Origin of the sequence: Arthrobacter sp. StoSoilB20 (assembly GCF_019977295.1) — a bacterium.
GTDB classification, from domain to species: Bacteria; Actinomycetota; Actinomycetes; order Actinomycetales; family Micrococcaceae; genus Arthrobacter; species Arthrobacter nicotinovorans_A.
In genome coordinates this window covers 1752888-1771260 of sequence record NZ_AP024651.1, presented here as the reverse complement: position 1 = coordinate 1771260, position 18373 = coordinate 1752888, and the positions used below count along the sequence as shown (strand labels likewise).

The 18373-nt window shown below is 64.1% G+C and carries 20 protein-coding genes; 3 read left to right on the top strand and 17 right to left on the bottom strand.

What is annotated here, in order from left to right:
- Positions 1 to 41 precede the first annotated feature (41 nt).
- The 7 genes from LDN85_RS07980 to LDN85_RS07950 are packed head-to-tail and all read right to left on the bottom strand — an operon-like array spanning position 42 to position 6800.
- On the bottom strand, positions 42 to 497 hold the full coding sequence (locus LDN85_RS07980) for a molybdenum cofactor biosynthesis protein MoaE (protein ID WP_026541559.1): 456 nt from the start codon (positions 495 to 497) through the stop codon (positions 42 to 44).
- A complete protein-coding gene (locus LDN85_RS07975) occupies positions 487 to 984 on the bottom strand; it encodes a MogA/MoaB family molybdenum cofactor biosynthesis protein (protein WP_026541558.1) in 498 nt (165 codons plus the stop codon). The genes LDN85_RS07980 and LDN85_RS07975 overlap by 11 nt, the downstream gene beginning before the upstream one ends.
- Positions 981 to 1520 carry a cyclic pyranopterin monophosphate synthase MoaC gene (moaC, locus tag LDN85_RS07970; RefSeq protein ID WP_223945071.1) on the bottom strand — a complete coding sequence of 180 codons (540 nt, stop codon included), beginning with the start codon at positions 1518 to 1520 and terminating at the stop codon, positions 981 to 983. The genes LDN85_RS07975 and moaC overlap by 4 nt, the downstream gene beginning before the upstream one ends.
- A complete protein-coding gene (gene glp / locus LDN85_RS07965; RefSeq protein WP_223945070.1) occupies positions 1508 to 2734 on the bottom strand; it encodes a gephyrin-like molybdotransferase Glp in 1227 nt (408 codons plus the stop codon). Before glp ends, moaC begins: the two co-directional genes overlap by 13 nt.
- Before the next feature lie 58 nt (positions 2735 to 2792).
- Positions 2793 to 4529 (bottom strand): molybdopterin-dependent oxidoreductase, encoded by a 1737-nt coding sequence (locus LDN85_RS07960; protein ID WP_223945069.1) that lies wholly within the window; start codon positions 4527 to 4529, stop codon positions 2793 to 2795.
- Positions 4526 to 6025 (bottom strand): HAMP domain-containing sensor histidine kinase, encoded by a 1500-nt coding sequence (locus tag LDN85_RS07955; protein ID WP_223945068.1) that lies wholly within the window; start codon positions 6023 to 6025, stop codon positions 4526 to 4528. The genes LDN85_RS07960 and LDN85_RS07955 overlap by 4 nt, the downstream gene beginning before the upstream one ends.
- Positions 6012 to 6800 carry a response regulator transcription factor gene (locus LDN85_RS07950; RefSeq protein WP_223945067.1) on the bottom strand — a complete coding sequence of 263 codons (789 nt, stop codon included), beginning with the start codon at positions 6798 to 6800 and terminating at the stop codon, positions 6012 to 6014. The genes LDN85_RS07955 and LDN85_RS07950 overlap by 14 nt, the downstream gene beginning before the upstream one ends.
- Before the next feature lie 134 nt (positions 6801 to 6934).
- Between LDN85_RS07950 and moaA the strand changes: the two genes are divergently transcribed.
- Positions 6935 to 8074, top strand: a complete 1140-nt coding sequence (gene moaA, locus LDN85_RS07945; protein WP_223945066.1) for a GTP 3',8-cyclase MoaA — start codon at positions 6935 to 6937, stop codon at positions 8072 to 8074.
- 4 nt (positions 8075 to 8078) lie between these two features.
- Positions 8079 to 8345, top strand: a complete 267-nt coding sequence (locus tag LDN85_RS07940; protein WP_026541553.1) for a MoaD/ThiS family protein — start codon at positions 8079 to 8081, stop codon at positions 8343 to 8345.
- A 3-nt stretch (positions 8346 to 8348) separates the two neighbouring features.
- Here LDN85_RS07940 and LDN85_RS07935 read toward each other — a convergent pair whose 3' ends face one another.
- The 8 genes from LDN85_RS07935 to truB all read right to left on the bottom strand — a co-directional run bounded on the left by LDN85_RS07935 (position 8349) and on the right by truB (position 16048).
- The gene (locus LDN85_RS07935) at positions 8349 to 8810 is read right to left on the bottom strand and encodes a DUF1579 domain-containing protein (RefSeq protein ID WP_223945065.1); all 462 of its coding nucleotides are present in this window, start codon (positions 8808 to 8810) and stop codon (positions 8349 to 8351) included.
- Between the two features lie 78 nt (positions 8811 to 8888).
- Entirely contained in the window at positions 8889 to 10232 is a 1344-nt protein-coding gene (locus LDN85_RS07930; protein ID WP_026541551.1) for a pitrilysin family protein, read from the bottom strand.
- 89 nt (positions 10233 to 10321) lie between these two features.
- Entirely contained in the window at positions 10322 to 12574 is a 2253-nt protein-coding gene (locus LDN85_RS07925; protein ID WP_026541550.1) for a polyribonucleotide nucleotidyltransferase, read from the bottom strand.
- 238 nt (positions 12575 to 12812) lie between these two features.
- Complete coding sequence (gene rpsO / locus LDN85_RS07920; protein WP_026541549.1) at positions 12813 to 13082, bottom strand: 30S ribosomal protein S15; 270 nt, start codon at positions 13080 to 13082, stop codon at positions 12813 to 12815.
- Positions 13083 to 13241: 159 nt separating this feature from the next.
- Entirely contained in the window at positions 13242 to 14225 is a 984-nt protein-coding gene (locus LDN85_RS07915; protein WP_026541548.1) for a bifunctional riboflavin kinase/FAD synthetase, read from the bottom strand.
- 88 nt (positions 14226 to 14313) lie between these two features.
- Positions 14314 to 14760, bottom strand: a complete 447-nt coding sequence (locus LDN85_RS07910; protein WP_091550585.1) for a hypothetical protein — start codon at positions 14758 to 14760, stop codon at positions 14314 to 14316.
- A 2-nt stretch (positions 14761 to 14762) separates the two neighbouring features.
- Positions 14763 to 15116 carry a hypothetical protein gene (locus LDN85_RS07905; protein WP_091550587.1) on the bottom strand — a complete coding sequence of 118 codons (354 nt, stop codon included), beginning with the start codon at positions 15114 to 15116 and terminating at the stop codon, positions 14763 to 14765.
- Between the two features lie 2 nt (positions 15117 to 15118).
- Positions 15119 to 16048 carry a tRNA pseudouridine(55) synthase TruB gene (gene truB, locus LDN85_RS07900; RefSeq protein ID WP_217638352.1) on the bottom strand — a complete coding sequence of 310 codons (930 nt, stop codon included), beginning with the start codon at positions 16046 to 16048 and terminating at the stop codon, positions 15119 to 15121.
- Positions 16049 to 16082: 34 nt separating this feature from the next.
- On the opposite strand from truB, the gene LDN85_RS07895 reads away from it, so the two are divergent.
- Positions 16083 to 17237 (top strand): pyridoxal phosphate-dependent aminotransferase, encoded by a 1155-nt coding sequence (locus LDN85_RS07895; RefSeq protein WP_223945064.1) that lies wholly within the window; start codon positions 16083 to 16085, stop codon positions 17235 to 17237.
- A gap of 27 nt (positions 17238 to 17264) precedes the next feature.
- On the opposite strand, the gene LDN85_RS07890 is transcribed toward LDN85_RS07895, so the two are convergent.
- Together LDN85_RS07890 and rbfA are read right to left on the bottom strand one after the other, a co-directional pair.
- Positions 17265 to 17747 (bottom strand): nucleoside deaminase, encoded by a 483-nt coding sequence (locus LDN85_RS07890; RefSeq protein WP_091550593.1) that lies wholly within the window; start codon positions 17745 to 17747, stop codon positions 17265 to 17267.
- An 84-nt stretch (positions 17748 to 17831) separates the two neighbouring features.
- Entirely contained in the window at positions 17832 to 18335 is a 504-nt protein-coding gene (rbfA, locus tag LDN85_RS07885) for a 30S ribosome-binding factor RbfA (protein ID WP_091550594.1), read from the bottom strand.
- Between the last annotated feature and the right edge of the window lie 38 nt (positions 18336 to 18373).

Here is an 18373-nt window from a genome sequence, read left to right as displayed (position 1 = left end):
CTACCGCCGGGCCGGGGCCCGGCAGGAACCGTGACCCGGGGCTACTCTCCCGCGCCAACCCACTCAACGGTGCCATCGGAAAAGAACTGTTCCTTCCAGATGGGCACCTGCGCCTTGACCCTGTCCACCAGCTCGGCACAGACGGCAAACGCCTGCCCCCGGTGCGCCGCTGCGACGGCACACACCAGTGCCGGGTCGCCTATCTGGAGCATTCCGATGCGGTGTGCCGCCCAGATCCGAACCGGTTGATCGGCTTCGCCTGAGTGTTCGGCCACCAGCTGTGCCACGACGTCGGACATGACCTGGTGCGCCGTGGGATGGGCGCTGTAACTGAGCCGGTCCACCGCTTTGCCGGAATCGTGGTTCCGCACCACACCACTGAAGCTGACTACCGCACCGGCGGTGTCCGATTCAACAGCCGCGATGGCTTGGTCAACGGAGATTGGTTCGGCGCTGAGGACCGCGCTGACTACTTCGAAGTCTGTTTCAGTGCCCATGGCTGCCTTCCAGTTGTTCGCATAAGTGCCCAATGACCGGGTCCAGGACGGCAAGCCCATCCATAACCCCTTTCGGGGATCCCGGCAGGTTGATGATGAACGTCTTCCCCGCGGCTCCCGCGTGGCCACGGCTCAGCATGGCCATGGGGGTTTTCGCAGCACCCGCGCGCCGGATTCCTTCCATGATGCCCGGTATTTCCCGGTCCAGGAGCGGAAGCGTCATTTCCGGTGTCATGTCATCCGGGCTGAGTCCTGTTCCGCCGCTGGTGATGACGACGGCGGGGTCCTGGGTCAGGAGCGCCCTCAGGGCAGCGCCCACGGGTTCTCCGTCCGGAACCACCATGGTGGGAAAGGTTTGGAACCCATGTTCATTGAGCCAGTCCAGGATAATGGGCCCGGTCTCGTCCGCGTAGATTCCGGCTGCGGCGCGGGTGGAGGCGATCACGACGCCGGCCTTCCGGACACTGTTCGGTTCACAAGCGCTCATTCGCCGGCCTCCTGGAGAGGTTCCCCGGAATCGTCCCAGTCGCCGCTCTTGCCACCGCTTTTGGCGAGCACGCGGATGTCGGTCAGCACTGCGTGCTTATCCACGGCCTTGATCATGTCGTAGACACTCAGGGCCGCCACCGACGCCGCTGTCAGGGCCTCCATTTCGACGCCGGTGACGCCCTTGGTCTTGACGGTAGCCACAATGTTCACTGCGTCAGCACCGAGGTCGAAATCCACCGTTACCTTGGAAATCGGCAACGGGTGGCACAACGGGATCAGCTCCGGAGTCTTCTTCGCCGCCATGATTCCTGCCACCCGGGCCACGGCGAGCGCGTCACCTTTGGGCAACTCGCCGGCACCAAGGAGCGCCATCACTTGCCCGCTGGTGCGGACCGTTGCCGTTGCGGTGGCCTGGCGGGTGGTAACTGCCTTCGCCGACACATCAACCATTTGTGCGGTGCCGTCCTGCCGGAGGTGCGTCAGCCCGCCGTCGTGCTCTGTTCTTGTCCCGGGAGTTTCATTCACAGCATCCATACTTCCACTTCGGCTCCTGCGTTGAGTTCCGTGACGGCGGCGGGTATCTGGATCAACGCATTGGCGCGGGCCAAGGCATGCACCAGATGGGACCCGGCCCCACCTTCCATGTGGACCGTGCCATCGCCGGCCACCGATCCGCGCCGGACCTGGTGCTTGCCTTCGGGCGAGGTCAGCGGCGCAGCCAGGCGCGCCGCCTGGACGGTCCTGGGGGCCGGCGTACCCATGACCTCCGACAATGCCGGCCGGAGGAACATTTCGAAAGAGACGAGGCAGCTGACCGGATTCCCGGGAAAACCAAGGAAGGGAACGCCGTTGAAGGTTCCCAGGCCCTGCGGCCCGCCCGGCTGCATGGCAACGGGGACGAAATCGACAGGCTGGCCCACCATGGCCTGTCGCACCACCTCGTAGGCTCCTTTGCTCACTCCCCCGGTAGTGACAATGATGTCCACAGCAGTCTCCGCCTCGCCGGTGTGATGTTGAAGGACCGACAGAAGGCTGGAGGGATGGTCATCTGAAATACCGGAACGGACAACCTCCAGGCCGGCTTGGCGCATGGAGGCCTCCAGCAGCGTGCCGTTGGAGTCGAAGATCTTCCCGGCAGTCAGCGCCTCCCCCGGTTCCACCACCTCATCCCCGGTGGTCACCAGGAGGACCCGCAGAGGTTCGGGAACCTCGACCGTTGCCAGGCCCAGGGCCGCCAACAGGCCAAGCTGGGCCGGTCCCAGCAGGGTGCCGGCAGCCAAGGCAAGTGCGCCGTGTTCGATGTCGCTGCCGCTGTTCCGCACATAGGTACCGGGCGACACGGCGGGAAGCTCCACGACGGCATCCGTGTCGCTTGGCTCGGGAAAGGACGCGGGGCTGGCCTTTTCGACAGGCACGACGGCGTCGGCCCCGTCAGGAATCATTGCTCCGGTCATGATGGGGGCGGCAAAGCCGGGCTTCAGGGCCGCCGGCGCCGCACCGGCCGGGACAGGAGCCGCTACGCGGAGTTCCGCGCCCTGTCCGGGAATGTCCTGCGAGCGAACGGCAAAGCCGTCCATCTGGGAGTTGTCGAACGGCGGCAGGGACAGGGGCGCGAAGAGGTCCGCGGCGAGCGGCTTTCCCAGGGCTTCGAGCAATGGCACCCTGCAGGTGCCCTTGGCGGCGGCGACGCCTGCCAGCAATTCCACCACTGCCTGGCGATGGTTTGCGACTGATCTGGGCACGGACAACCTCCTGTAGTGACATCCCTGCTACCGGGAATTCTCCGGACCTACCCAGACTAGGGCCTCATCCCACCTTGACGTTGATGGTGTGGTAGCCCGTGGCGCCGTCGGGAGCCACGGGGGCTTTGTCCTCGGTCTGCGGTTGGCCCGTGGAGTCGGTGGCCCGCACTTGTACCTCGTAGTCGCCGGGAGTGAGGTCAACGCCCAGTTGCCACTGGTACCAGGTGTCGGTTGAAATCCCGCCGGCCAGTGTGGCCTGCTTCCAGGGCCCACGGTTGAGCCGAAGCTCCACCCGGCTGACTCCCCGGTGCTGGGCCCAGGCCACGCCTCCAAACTGCACCGTTCCTGCTTGGACAGTCCTTCCGCTGCGGGGAACATCGATGCGGGACTGCGTTTTGATGGGACCCCGATCACTCCAGCCGCGGGGAGTCCAGTAGGCGGTATCGTCGGCGAAGCGTGTGACTTTCAGTTCGGTCAGCCACTTGGTGGCCGAAACGAATCCGTAGAGTCCGGGGACGATCATGCGCACAGGGAAGCCGTGTTCCAAGGGAAGCGGCTCGCCGTTCATGCCCACGGCGAGCATTGCATCACGGTTGTCCGTCAACGCCTCCAAAGGGGTGCTCGCTGTCCAGCCGTCGTTGCTGGTGCTCAGCACCATGTCCGCGCCCGCCTTGGGCCGGGCCATGGCGAGAAGCTCCCTGACCGGCCAGCCCAACCAGAGTGCGTTGCCGATCAGGTCTCCACCTACGTTGTTGGACACGCAGGCGATGGTGATGTGACGCTCCGTCATGGGTTTGGAGAGAAGCGTGGCGAAATCAAGTTCGACCTCGTTTTCCACCATCCCGGTGACCTTGAGCTTCCAGGCAGGCGGGTCGATGGCAGGGACGGTCAGTGCAGTGTCAATCCTGTAGAAATCGGCGTTGGGGGTCACCAGCGGGCTGATACCGTCCACCGACAGCGAGGCGCCGGCGGGTATTGCCTGGGCCGGCGTTGTTGGCTCCGGCAGGGTCATGGACTCCCGGAAACCTGACGCCACGGTGGTTGCGCGGGTGAGGACGGCGGTAACGGTTCCGGCCACGGCGGCCGCAAGGGAGGTTCCGGCGAGGGCATTAAGGAAGCTGCGCCGCGCCAGCGGCGCGGGATCGTCACCCTGGCGCGCCGGTGCAGCACCGGGAGGGATCCAGGTGGCGAGCCGGCGGACGAGTGCCCGCAACAGCAGCATGGTAACGATCGCCGCGACGATAGGGGCCAGGGCCGCTTGCGGGCCCGCCTGGGCACGGGTAACGACGGCGGTCAGGCCGGCCGCCCCGGCAACTCCGGCCATCACCAGGCCCCAGCCAGTACGGCGGCGTTCCAGGACACCTGCCAGTGCTGCCAGCAGCCCTGCGACGATCCCGATCGAGGCGATCAATACGATCTTGTCCGCAGTGCCGAACAACTGTACAGCGAGGTCCTTGACCCCCGGAGGGACGGCGTCGATCACTGCACCGCCCAAGGCAGTGACCGGAGAAACCAAGGGACTCAGCAGGCCAGCTGTCAGCTCGCCCGCAGCGATCCCGGCGCCGCCGGCCGCGATGCCGGACGCCGCAGCCCACAGGCGTGGATTGGGCCGGGCCCGCGGCGACTTCTGTGCTTGGGGTCCGGACGGGACTGCGGTGTCCCGGGTCCCTGCGGTGTCCCGGGTCGCTGCGCGTCCCTGTGTGCCTGTGGTTTCCGGCGTGCCCGAGGTCTCAGGGGTCGCCGCGCGTCCCTGCCCGTCCTCCCACTGGCCTGGCTTGTCGATACTGCTGGGCGTGGTCATGCGTCGCCTCCTGGGCGTTGCTCTGTTGAAGTCCCGGTCGAAACCGGGAGGGAAGATGGCGGAACCTCCCGCGCCGGAAGGAATGCGGCCGGACCCTGGTCAGCTTGAAGCCGGTCAGCTTGAGATGGAACAGCTTGAAGCGGCACAGCTTGAGATGGAACAGCTTGAAGCGCGTCTTGAAGCGCGTCAGCCTGAGGTGCAACAGCCGGATTCGAACCCGAGGCGGGAGGGGCTGCTGTGAGCGGCCCCTCCGCGAGCGGGCCTGCGGGAAGGGGGCCTGCGGGAAGGGGGCCTGCGGGAAGGGACAGCGCAAACCGGCAACCGCCGTCGACGTTCTCTACGGTGACCGATCCCCCGTGGGCCTTGACGATGCCCGCCACCATGCTCAGTCCGATGCCCGCACCACTGTAGCTGCCTTGCAGCCCCTCAGCAGCTCCACGGGCGGGATCTTTCTGCCAACCCGTCTCGAACAGGTGGGGCAGGTCCTCGGCAGGAATGCCCCCGCACTGATCCTGTACCGCAACCACTGCCCGCCAGTCGTTCTGCGTGCCTTCCCGGGCCGTGCTGTCCTCTCCGACGCTGTCACTTCCAACGCTGCCCCTTCCGACGCTGACGTGGACTTCGGTGCCCGGGCGGCTGTAGGTGATGGCGTTGAGCAGGATGTTCCGAACGGCCCTGGCCAGGCTTGGTCCGTCGGCGACTGCCATGCACTCCCGGTCCCCGCCGCCGTCGAGCGTGATGCCGCGTTGGGCGGCCAAGGGCGCAAGATCGGACAGTGCATCACTGACGAGGTCGTAAAGGTCCAGGGGTTCCGCACGAAGGCGCAGGGTGCCGGCCTGGATCTTGGACAACTCGAGGAGGTCGTTGACCATGGCGGTCATCTGCTCGGTCTGGCCGATGATTTTCCGGTAATAGCCAGGGACATCTGACGCCATGCCGTCTTCCAGTGCCTCCGTCATGGCACGCATGCTGGCCAGCGGGGTCCGGAGGTCATGCGAAATCCACGACACAAGCTCCCGCCGGGCAGTCTCAATGGCGGCTTCGCGTTCGCGTGACTCGGCGAGGCGCCGGCTGCTGGCTTCGAGCTCCTGGGCCAGTTCGGCAAGTTCGGACGTCATGGCTGGAGCGGTTCCCCGCCCCTCTCCTGCATGGTCAAGGGTTTCTCCACGGCCTAGCCGCCGCGCGGCATCCACCAACCGGGCCGCATTCCGGGACACGCCGGCGCCCAACATCAGGGACAGTGCTACAGCTACGGCTGAGGCCATGGCCAGGATGTACCACATGACTTCCAGGTCCCTCGCGGAGATGAACATGGCATTGAAGGCGCTGACCATGCCAGCTACCAGGACTGCCACTGTAGCCACCACCACCAGGCAGATCTGCGCCAGGACAGATGCCCGCCGCAGCAGGCGCAGGCTGAGCAAGGTGGCTGCGCCGATGAGGACGGCCCAGAACAGCACCCACGCCAGGATGGTCCAGAGCTCACTGCCCTCCATGGCCCTCCTCCCCTGTATCGGTAGGGCCGGCAACTATGTCGGAGCTGCCCGCAACCTGGCCGGCGCCGGAATCGAAACGGTACCCCACGCCCCAGACCGTTTTTAGCAGTTCCGGTTTGGTGGGGTTGGCTTCAATCTTTTCCCGAAGACGGCGCACGTGCACGGTAACGGTCGAGAGGTCGCCGAAGTCCCAGCCCCACACGGCTTTGATGAGTTCCTCCCGGCTGAAAACCTGGTTGGGACGCCGCATCAGGAAAGCCAGGAGATCAAATTCGCGGACTGTCAACGCCAGCAGAACTCCATGGTGCGTGACCGTCCGGGATGCGGGATCCAGTTCGAGCCCAGCAGCTTCCACCGGCGGTTCCGGCGTGAACTCCTTGATGCTTCGCCGGAGCACCGATTTCACCCTCAGGACCAGTTCCCGTGGCGAGAAGGGCTTGGTGACATAGTCATCGGCCCCCATCTCCAAGCCCAGGATCCTGTCATCTTCGGTCCCCAAAGCCGTGACCATGATGACCGGTACGCTCATGGTTCGGCGGAGCCGCCGGCACACTTCAACGCCGTCCAGTCCAGGCAACATCCGGTCCAGGATCACAAGGTCGGGCTGGCGCTCGGCTGCCAGTTCCAGTGCGGTGAACCCATCACCGGCCATATCCACTTGGAAGCCCGCCTGCAACAGGTAGTCGCGGACCACATCGGCGATGGTCTGTTCGTCTTCGACCAGGAGGATGCGGCGATTCCCTGGTTCCGTTGATGATGCCGTAGGTGTGGTCACGCTTTCAGCATAGGTTTGCCGGCCGCGCACAGCACCCGATCCGGGGTTCCGCGGCGCTAGTGTATGGAATCCGTAAGAACTGTATGACTGTAATCGGTGTCACTGAACCCGCCACGGTGGCGTAGCCTGAATTTATGAGTGTTCAGCTGGGAATGCCGGTGCCCCCTCCGGCAGGCGCCGCCGGCAGCAAGGAAAGTGGCGTCCCCGTACCGCCGCCGCGGCCAGCGGGAACGCCTGCGGGCCTGTGGGACCGATATGGCCGGCGGGCTACCGATATGCGCCTGTCCCTGACGGACAAATGCAACCTGCGCTGCACCTACTGCATGCCGGCCGAGGGCCTGGAATGGCTCTCCAAACAGGCCGTGATGACCAGGGACGAGATCGTCAGGATCGTCCGCATCGGTGTTGACTCTCTGGGCGTTCGCGAACTCCGGCTCACCGGCGGCGAGCCCTTGGTCCGCGCTGACTTGGTGGACATTATTTCCGGAATCCGCACCGATCATCCGGACCTTCCCATCTCCATGACCACCAACGGCGTTGGTCTGGACAAAAAAGCGGCGGCGCTGAAGGCTGCAGGCCTGACCAGGATCAACGTCTCGCTCGACTCCTTGCACGAGGAAACCTTTACCCAACTCACGCGCCGGCCCTTCCTGGATCGCGTCCTGGCCGGTGTCGACGCCGCTTGGGCAGCCGGCTTGGGGCCGGTCAAGTTGAACGCAGTGCTGATGCGCGGAATCAACGACGCCGAATCACCGGACCTGCTGGCCTGGGCGTTGGACCGCGGCTATGAGCTCCGTTTCATTGAACAAATGCCCTTGGACGCCGATCACGGATGGACGCGTCGCAATATGATCACGGCCGCGGAAATCCGCGAACTGGTTTCCCGCGACTTCGTGCTGGGCCGGGACCCCCGGGAACGGGACGGCGCACCCGCCGAGCGATTCGAAGTACGACGCCGGGACACGGCGTCGGGTGAAGCCACCGGTCCGGTACTTGGTACAGTCGGCATCATCGCCTCAGTCACCGAACCTTTCTGCGCCGACTGCCGCCGCACCCGCATCACCGCCGAGGGCAAGATCATGAGCTGCCTCTTCTCCCGCGAGGAATTCGACCTCCTGGCATTGCTCCGTGGCGGGGCCACGGATCAGCAACTGGCGGAACGTTGGCAGGACGCGATGTGGGTCAAGTCCAAAGCCCACGGCATGGACCACACTGGTCTCGGCGCAGCGGACTTTGTCCAGCCGGACCGCAGCATGAGCGCAATCGGAGGCTGAATCCTTGCTTGTCCGTTACTTCGCTGCCGCACGCGCGGCCGCAGGGGTCGAAGAAGAAGTGCACCTCCTCCCGGAAGGCACCAGCCTGGAAGCGCTCCTGGAAGCCGCCCTCGCCGTCGAACGTCCGCTGCCCCCGGAAGGGACTCCCCCGCTGGAGCGCATCGTGGCCCGGAGCAGTTTCCTCCGCAATGAGGTGGCGGTGCGGGACCGTTCAGCACCACTGGGAGCCCAGGATGTCATCGACGTCCTGCCGCCCTTCGCGGGCGGTTAAGGCTCAAGCTTTCCTGAAGACGCTCTTGAGCAACGGGCTGAAATCAGCTGTTCCTTCAAGCCTGAGATCGGCCGTGTGCACCAGAACCCCGTCCTCAACCCGGAAAGTGTGCCTGGCCACGCCGTCGGCAGTCCTCCGGTCCAGGGTCAGGATCCCTTCGTGCCAGGCCCCCCGGACGGGGCTGGCGGGCGATCTCCCCAGGCTGTCCACGTAGTACCAGAGGGTATCCCCGTGGTCCAGGTCAACGGTGAACATGCCATGCCCTTCAAAATGCGTGCCGTCCGGTTCCCGGTGCCGGTAGCTCTGGACGACTGCATACCCGCCGGCGGCCTTGGTGAAAACCACCTCTGCTTCCACGGTCCGGCCACTCCGCCACGGCGAGGCTGCAACTTCGGTGATGCCGCGCCAGTGACCGAGGAAGTCATGCAGCAACTCCGCAGCTTGGCCGCTTGGGGGCTGGTTCATCGCCTCTCCTACGTAGTCAGGGCAGCATCATCACTGTGTGATCATGCTGCCCTGCTGACAGTGGGTGAGTCCAGAGATTCAGAGGCCGAAGGTCTCGGTTTCCTCGAAAGGACCTACCACCGTGATGGTCCGGGGCGCCGCTGCGAGTTCGCGGGCCAGTTCCTGGACTTCCTCAACGGTGACAGCCTGGATCCGGGCAAGGGTTTCGTCAATGTCCTGGAACTCTCCGGAAACCAACTCTGCCCGGCCCAGCCGCGACATCCGGGACCCCGTGTCCTCAAGGGCCAGGACAATTCCACCGCTGAGCTGTCCCACAGCCTTGCGGAGTTCCTCCTCCGTGATGCCCTCCTTGGCAAGTTTCTCCAACTCCACACCCAGGAGGTCCAGCACTTGTCGGACCTTGGACGGCGTGCAACCCGCGTACATGCCAAAATACCCGGCGTCTGCGTAGGCGGCAGTGAAGGAATAGGTGGAGTACACCAGGCCGCGCTTTTCACGGATTTCCTGGAACAGCCGGGAAGACATGCCGCCACCCAGGACGGCGTTAAGCACGCTCATGACGAACCGGCGGTCATCGGTAGCCACGATAGTCGGGCAACCCATAATGATGTTGGCTTGCTCCACGGGACGTTTGACCACGTGGAGGCCCGAGGTTCCGCTGATGACAGCGCGTTCGGTTCCCCTGCGGTTCACCGGGGCAGCTTGGGGATCGAGCGTCCATCCCGCGGCAGTGAGGGCGTCAAGGACGAGGTCGCAGACCACGTCATGGTCGAGCCCACCGGCTGCGGTGATGACAAGTTCCTCTGGACGGTAGTAGCGCTGGTAGTGCGCCCAGACCGAATCCCTGGCCACAGCTTTGATGGCGTCCGGCGTTCCACCGATGGGTCGGGCCAGCGGGTGTTTGCCGAGGACAGCTTCGACGAATTTCTCGTGCGCAACATCTGTGGGGTCATCGCTGTCCATGGCGATTTCCTCCAGGATAACGTCGCGCTCCTGCTCCAGTTCAGCTGGATCCAGGACCGCTCCGGTGATCATGTCGGCAATGACGTCGATGGCCATGGGGAGATCGGTATCCAGGACCCTGGCGAAGTAGCACGTGCTTTCCTTCGCAGTGGCGGCGTTCGACTCCCCACCTACCTCGTCAAAAGCCGAAGCGATCTCCAAGGCGGTGCGTCGCTTGGTGCCTTTGAACAGCAAGTGCTCAAGGAAGTGGGTGGAACCGTGCTGGCCCTCCGCTTCATCGCGTGAACCCACTGCCACCCAGAACCCTATGGTGGCCGACCGTTGGCCGGGCATTGCCTCGGTCAGGACGCGCACTCCGCCGGGGAGGACCGAGCGCCGAACGACGGAACCGCCCTCGGCACCATGGATCAATTCGCCACCGGGAAGGGTTTGTTCCAGCGGCAGGGGTACGACAGTCATCAAGGCCTTTCAGGTTTTCAAGTTAAGGCCGGAAGGGCCGGTGGAGCTTTTTCAAGCCCACCGGCCCCGCCGGGTGTACTGCTTACAGACTACTCTGCGGACTCTTCAGCGGCCTCGGCCGGAGCGTCCTCAGAAGCTGCGCCTTCTTCCTCGGCAACAACCGGGGAGAGGGAAAGCTTGCCGCGGTCATCGATCTTGGTGATCTCGACCTGGACCTTTTGGCCCACGGAGACGACGTCATCAACGTTGTCCACGCGCTTGCCGTTGGCCAGCTTGCGGAGCTCGGAGATGTGCAGCAGCCCGTCCTTGCCCGGGGTGAGGGAGACGAAAGCGCCGAAGGTGGTGGTCTTGACGACCGTACCCAGGTAGCGCTCACCGATTTCCGGCACCTGCGGGTTGGCGATGGCGTTGATGGCGGAACGTGCTGCATCGGCAGACGGACCGTTGGTAGCGCCGATGTAGACCGTGCCGTCATCTTCGATGGAGATGTCCGCGCCCGTGTCTTCCTGGATCTGGTTGATCATCTTGCCCTTGGGGCCAATGACCTCGCCAATCTTGTCCACGGGGATCTTGACGGCGATGACGCGCGGAGCGAACTCGGAGAGCTCATCCGGGGTGTCGATCGCAGCGTTGATGACCTCGAGGATGTGCAGGCGGGCTTCGCGGGCCTGCTTCAGTGCTGCTGCCAGCACGGAAGCGGGGATGCCGTCGAGCTTGGTGTCCAGCTGGATGGCCGTGACGAACTCGGACGTACCGGCAACCTTGAAGTCCATGTCGCCGAAAGCGTCTTCGGCGCCGAGGATGTCGGTCAGCGCTGCGTAGCGGGTCTGGCCGTCAACCTGGTCGGAAACCAGGCCCATGGCGATACCGGCAACTGCTGCCTTCAGCGGAACACCGGCGTTGAGCATGGAAAGGGTCGAAGCACAGACCGAGCCCATGGACGTGGAGCCGTTGGAGCTGAGGGCCTCAGATACCTGGCGGATGGCGTAAGGGAACTCTTCACGCGTCGGCAGAACCGGAACCAAGGCGCGCTCTGCAAGGGCACCGTGGCCGATTTCGCGGCGCTTCGGGGAACCGACGCGGCCGGTCTCACCGGTGGAGTACGGCGGGAAGTTGTAGTTGTGCATGTAGCGCTTACGCGTTACCGGCGACAACGAGTCGATCTGCTGCTCCATCTTGAGCATGTTCAGCGTGGTGACACCCATGATCTGGGTCTCGCCGCGCTCGAAGATCGCGGAACCGTGAACGCGGGGCAGAACCTCTACCTCGGCGGTCAGCTGGCGGATGTCCGTCAGGCCACGGCCGTCGATGCGGATCTGGTCCTTGAGGATGCGCTGGCGCACAACCTGCTTGGTGACCGAGCGGAAAGCTGCGGACAGCTCCTTCTCGCGGCCTTCGAAGGTACCGGCAAGTGCGCCCAGGACTTCGTCCTTGAGCTCGTCGGAGGCGTTGTCGCGCTCCTGCTTGTCAGCGATCTGGAAGACAGCAGCCAGCTTGTCGGCGGCAGCGGCTTCAACAGCGGCGTAGACGTCGTCCTGGTAGTCCAGGAAGACCGGGAACTCAACCGTGGGCTTGGCGGCGCGTGCAGCCAGGTCCGCCTGTGCTTCGCAGAGTGCCTTGATGAACGGCTTTGCAGCCTCGAGGCCCTCGGAAACAACCTCTTCGGTAGGAGCGGTGGCGCCCTGTTCCTTGATGAGGTTCCAGGAGTTGTCCGTAGCTTCGGCTTCAACCATCATGATGGCGACGTCGTCGCCCGTGATGCGGCCGGCAACGACCATGTTGAAGACGGCGTTCTCGAGCTGGGAGTGCTTCGGGAAAGCAACCCACTGTGAACCCTGTTCGTCGGCGATGAGGGCAACGCGGACGCCACCGATCGGGCCGGAGAACGGAAGGCCGGAAAGCTGCGTGGACATCGAGGACGCGTTGATCGCGACGACGTCGTAGAGCTCGTCGGGGTTGATCGCCAGGACGGTGACGACGATCTGGACCTCGTTGCGCAGGCCCTTGACGAATGCGGGGCGCAGCGGACGGTCCATCAGGCGGCAAGCGAGGATGGCTTCGGTGGACGGGCGGCCTTCGCGGCGGAAGAACGAGCCCGGGATGCGGCCGGCAGCGTACATACGCTCTTCGACGTCAACCGTCAGCGGGAAGAAGTCGAAACCTTCGCGCGGCTGCTTGCCTGCGGTGGTTGCCGAAAGCAGCGCGGTGTCTTCGTCGATGTAGACCATCGAAGCGCCGGCTGCCTGCTTGGCAAGGCGGCCGGTTTCGAAGCGAATGACGCGCTTGCCGAAACGGCCGTTGTCGATAATGGCTTCGGAGAACTGGATTTCGGGACCCTCCATAGAGAGTCACCTCCGTTTCTGTTAGCGGAAGTCCGCCGCATCAACCCAGGCCTCTTCTTTTTTCCTGGCCTGTACGACACCCGGTCATCGATCGAGATCCACGGGCCAACCGTCAACGGTTGCTCCCGGGAATCACTACCGAGGACCGCGAATGCGCGATGCGGTTGATTCCTGTTTTTAGTTGTTGGTGAAGAAGGCGGCCCGTTCCGTGAGGGACCGGGCCGCCCCTAAAGTCAGACTAGCGACGCAGGCCGAGACGCTCGATGAGCGCACGGTAGCGGGCGATGTCGGTGTTCTTCAGGTAGGTAAGCATGCGCTTGCGACGACCAACCATGGCCAGCAGACCGCGCTGGGTGTGGAAGTCGTGCTTGTGCTCCTTCATGTGCTCAGTCAGATCCTTGATCCGCTGGGTCAGGACTGCAACCTGCACCTCGGGCGAACCGGTGTCGCCTTCAGAGGTTGCGTATTCCTTGATGATGGACTGCTTTACAGCGGCTTCAAGTGCCACGTGAACTCCTAGAGTTGTGCCGTGCCTCCCGGTGCAGCGCCTCGCTGACGGGTTGCCCTTGTGGCGTCGCCGCACACAAAAACAGGTCCAGCCGCCACGGACTGCAGCCGGATCCACTCATCAGTTTACCGGCAGGCCGGCAGTGTTGTCGAAATGCCCTTAGCCACGGCCAAGGAGCTCATGGGCCTGGGCCACATCCAGGCACATTTGCTCAACCAATGCCTCTGGCCCTGTGTACGCCACCATGCCCCGCAAGCGCTGGGTGAATTCAACGGCGACGGTTTGGCCGTAGAGGTTGAAGTCCTCCACTTTTTCCTCGGGCCGGTCGATCACGTGGGCTTCGACCTGACGGCTGACGCCATCGAACGTGGGGTTGGAACCCACGGATATGGCCGCCGGCCACCGCGTCCCGGACTGGTCGATCAGCCAGCCGGCATAGATTCCGTCCGCAGGAACGTATCCCGTGGAGTCGTGGGAGAGGTTGGCGGTGGGAAATCCGAGGTCGCGGCCGCGGGCAGCGCCGTGGACTACCTCCCCGCGCATGCGGTGGGGCCTGCCCAACACTGCTGCTGCGGTTACGACGTCACCTTCAGACAACGCCTCCCGCACCCAGGTTGAGGAACAGCGGCGGTCGGCATCGCCGTCGTCGTGTACCGGGGAGCCGCCTGCACCATACTCATTGACTACCTGGACGCTGAACCCGAGCCGGCCTCCCAGCTCCTGCATGGTTACGACGTCACCGGCATTGCCTGCTCCGAAGCGGAGATCGTGCCCCACCACGAGATGCGCGGCGTGGAGTCCTTCGACCAAGACCTCCTGGACAAACTCCAGTGGCGTCATTGCCGCAAGGTCGAGGGTGTACTTCATGACCAACACCGCATCCACGCCGGTATCGCCGAGGGCCTCAAGTTTGTCCTGGAGCCCCATGATGAGTTCCGGGGCAGATTCGGGCCTGTGCACTTGCGCGGGGTGGGGATCGAACGTCACCGCTACCGAGGGAATGTTGTGCCGCTTTGCCGTATCGGTCAACTGCGACAGAACGTGCTGGTGGCCACGATGGACGCCGTCAAAGTTCCCGATGGTAACGACAGTAGGTCCGAAGTCCTTGGGGACTTCGGTGGGATCGTTCCAGATGTGGACCATCAACCTCGCCTTTTACTGCAGATGTTCATTGCGCCCGGCAACCTCCCGGCGCCGGAACATTCTAAGGTTACCCGCTGGGGTGTTTGACTCAGGACGGCCGGCGCTTGTTCAGCCACAGAAGGCCCAGGATCGGCAGCACCAGCGGGACGAAGCCATAACCGCGGCCAAAGAGGGACCATACGGTGTCGTGGGGGAAAGCGACGGGATCAAAGAGGCTGATGGCGCCCACCACCAGCACTCCCACAAGTTCCGTAAGGACAGCGGCGACGGAGACCTTGAACCAGGTGCGGCCGGGCTTGGCCAGCGAAATGGTGGCGATGATATACACGACGGCGGCGAACGCCGACAGAATATGCGCCAACGGAGCTTCGGCAAACTTGGTGGCGATCTGGTAGCCGGCACGAGCCGTAGCGGAGAGCGCGAACACCGCGTACACAGCGATCAGCAGGCGGCCAGGTCCGGTGTTCCTGGTGTCCTTCTGCTGCGGGTTTGCCGGGTTGGTCTCGGTTCCAGTCACGTTGCGTTCTTCCTTCAAGGTCAGTACCAGATCTGGTTCATGCGGGCGCCCATGACGAGCACGGTTACTCCCACGGCGGCCAGGACGAAGTTGCTCCAGCGCGTTCGTTCCAGGATGGCCCAGTAGACAGCACCCAAGGGAATCATCAGGGCGGTCGCGAGGTAGCCCCAGAACTCCCAGGCCTCACCGGCAATCTGCTCGCCTGTGGCTACCCGGACTATCGACCCCACCAAATAGACCAGGAGGACCAATTCGACGGCGAGCACGGAGTAGATGGTGGGATCGTTCGGGGCCTTCTTCATCAGGCCCGCTACAAGGCACATGATGGTGGACACCAATCCGACGATCAGGATGGCATAGAAGTATCCGTCCATGGTTACTCCGCCTTCCCTGCACCCGAGCCGGTTCCAGGAGCGAAGACCAGCACGGGTTTGGCGAAGCTTCCGGTATCAGCCAGCAGCGCTACCAACTCCCCCGAGGGCGCAAACGCCGCCGCAGGGTTCACGGCCGTTGCCGCCTCCGGCGTTCCGGCTCCAGGTCCGGCAGCAATACGGCGGCCAAAGGAAATTTCCGTGGTTTCTTCCTCGGTCAGTTCCCGGTTGGGCATGAGGGCCCGCGCCGCCTGGGACATCTCCAGGACGTTCAGTTCCTCTGCCAGTTCTTCCAAGGTGCGGGCCTGGTCCAGCGTGTACGGACCCACCTGCGTCCTGCGCAAGGCGGTGAGATGGCCGCCGACACCCAGGTCATTGCCGAGGTCGCGGGCCAAGGCCCTGATGTACGTACCGGAAGAACACTCCACGGTGACATCGACGTCTACTACCCTGCCGCCGTCGACCCTTTCCACCGAGTGGACTTCGAAGCGATGGATGGTGACCGGGCGGGCTGCAAGCTTTACTTCCTCACCGGACCGGACGCGGGCATAGGAGCGTTCGCCGTTGACTTTGATGGCACTGACGCTGCTGGGAACCTGCTGGATGGGGCCGGTCAATGCGGCCACGCCCGCAGCGATGCCATCATCGGTGACATCTGCCGCGCTCCGGCTTTCGGTGACCTCGCCTTCGGCGTCATCGGTGATGGTGGTTTCGCCCAGCCTGATGGTGGCAGTGTAGGTCTTGGACGTGCCCACGATGTAGGTCAACAGGCGCGTGGCCTTGTTGATGCCAAGTACCAGGACACCGGTAGCCATGGGATCCAGGGTTCCCGCATGCCCCACTTTCCGGGTACCAGCCAGCCGCCGCATCCGGCCAACCACATCGTGGCTGGTCCATCCCTGCGGTTTGTCAACGATTACCAGTCCAGAAAGCACGCTTACCAGTATATGGGTGGCTAGGATGGCTCCCATGCCTGAGCTTGCCCCGCACGTCCGCGACGTCCCCGTGAACCAGATCCGCGAGATCACCGAAGCCGCCTGGTCCACCCCCGGAGCGATCGTCCTCAGTATTGGAGAACCGGGCTTTGCACTCCCCCGGCACGTTTTGGACGCCGGCATTGCCTGCCTGGACAGGGACGAGACCAATTACACACCGAACGCCGGAATTCCCGCACTCCGCGCAGCCTTCGCAGCCCGCTTCCGGGAGCAGCAAGGCGTGGACATCGGTCCGGAGCGGGTCTATGTGGTCGATGGCGCCCAGCAGGGCCTGCACTTCGCCATGAGCCTTCTCCTCGCTCCCGGGGACGAGATCCTCATCCCTAATCCCGGCTACCCCACGTTCGCCATGACCAGCCGCCTCCTGCACGCCGTGCCGGTGGAGTACCCGCTGTATCCACAGAATGACTTCCAGCCACACATCGAGGACATTGAAGCCCTCATTACGCCACGGACGCGCGTCATCATGCTGAACTCTCCGTCCAATCCCCTGGGCGCGGTCATCAGCGAAGAGACCACGCGCCAGCTGGTGGAGCTGGCTGTCCGGCACGACCTCTGGATCATTTCGGACGAGTGCTATGAAGCCTTCACCTTCGATGTCCCGCATGTCAGTCCTGCCCGTTTTGACAGCGACATCCCCGGCGAAGCCCGCGTTTTCACTTCCTTGACGCTGTCCAAGACGTACGGCCTGACAGGCCTGCGGATCGGGGCGTTGGTCTGCCCGCCCGGGCTGGAGCAGAAGATGAACAACGTCATGGAGTCGATCGTCTCCTGCGTGGCTTCGCCCTCCCAGTACGCCGCCTTGGCTGCGCTCACTGGTCCCCAGGATTACGTTTCCCACGCACGCGACCATTACCGGAGCAACCGCGATGCAGCCTCCGCTGTGCTCTCAGCCAAGGGAATCCCGTTTCTGGGAGCACAGGGGGCGTTTTATTTGTGGGCAGACGTCTCCCACGTCAGTGGCGGCGACGTCAGGACCTGGGTACGTGCCTTCCTCGCGGAATCAGGCGTGTCTTTCGCGCCGGGAACGGCGTTCGGCTCCATCGGTGAAGGGTGGATCCGCATCGCCCTCTGCGGCGGGCAACAGGACCTGCTCGACGGCGTCAGCCGGCTCCCGCGCAGGGTCTAGTTTCCGGTGGGTTCAGGGCACCGGGGCTCAGTACGCTGTTCGGCGGGAGTGGTTCAGCCAGGCGTCGAAGGGGTCCCCTGACGCTGGCAACTCCGCGTGCTCTACCGGCAGCAGCCCAGGCCTGGTGCCGGCGAAGTATTCATAGAACACAGCGTCATCGAAACCTGCCCGTGCGGCACCATGCCTGTCCGCGGCGAAGTAGACATGGCCGATCCTGGCCCAGAGAGTGGCGGACAAGCACAGAGGGCAAGGCTCGCAGCTGGCGTAGAGAACAGACCCCGTGAGGTCGAACCGCTGCGTTGCAGCCGCTGCCCGGCGGATCGCCACGACTTCGGCGTGGGCGGTGGGGTCGTGATCGCGGGTAACCCGGTTGACCCCCTCATGGACGGTGCCGTCCGCGGTGACCACGACGGCGCCGAAAGGACCACCGCCGTCGGCGACGTTCTTCACCGCCAGCCTGATTGCGCGGTTCAGGTATTCATCACGTTGCTGAGCACTGTGCGCCGACATGCTCCGATCCTAACGAGTTTTAAGACAACAGATGCCCCCAAGAAGTCTTCTTGGGGGCATCGGCTGCACAAAAACCCTAAGGCTTTAGCGGTTGGCGTCTTCGTCGAGTTCTTTGTCGCCGGAGAGATCAGTGTCCTCTTCGTCGAAATCGTCCTCATCGATGTCCTCAGGGGCGTCGCCCTTGTAGGGGTCGGCCTCGCCGGCGTGCTTGGCGCTGGCAGCGAGTGCCGCCACCTCGGCGTCGCGACGCTTGGCTTCGCGGAGCAACTCCTCAAGGTTCGAGGCGTTGACCGGAATCTGGTCCGCTACAAACTCAAGCGTCGGCGTCAGCCGGACGGTGATGTTGCGGCCGACTTCCTGCCGAAGCACACCCTTTGCCTTCTCCAAGGCGCGGGCAGCATCAGCCTGGGCTACCTCATCACCGAAGACGGTGTAGTAGATGGTGGCATGCTGAAGGTCATTGGTGACGCGGGCGTCGGTGACCGTGATGGACTCGACGCGCGGGTCCTTGACCCTGCGACCGAGGGCCTCAGCGACGACGACCTTAATCCGCTGTGCCAGTTTGGCAGCGCGTGCGGGATCAGCCATGACTTCCTCCTGGAAAGTAGAAACGGGGACGGAACGGG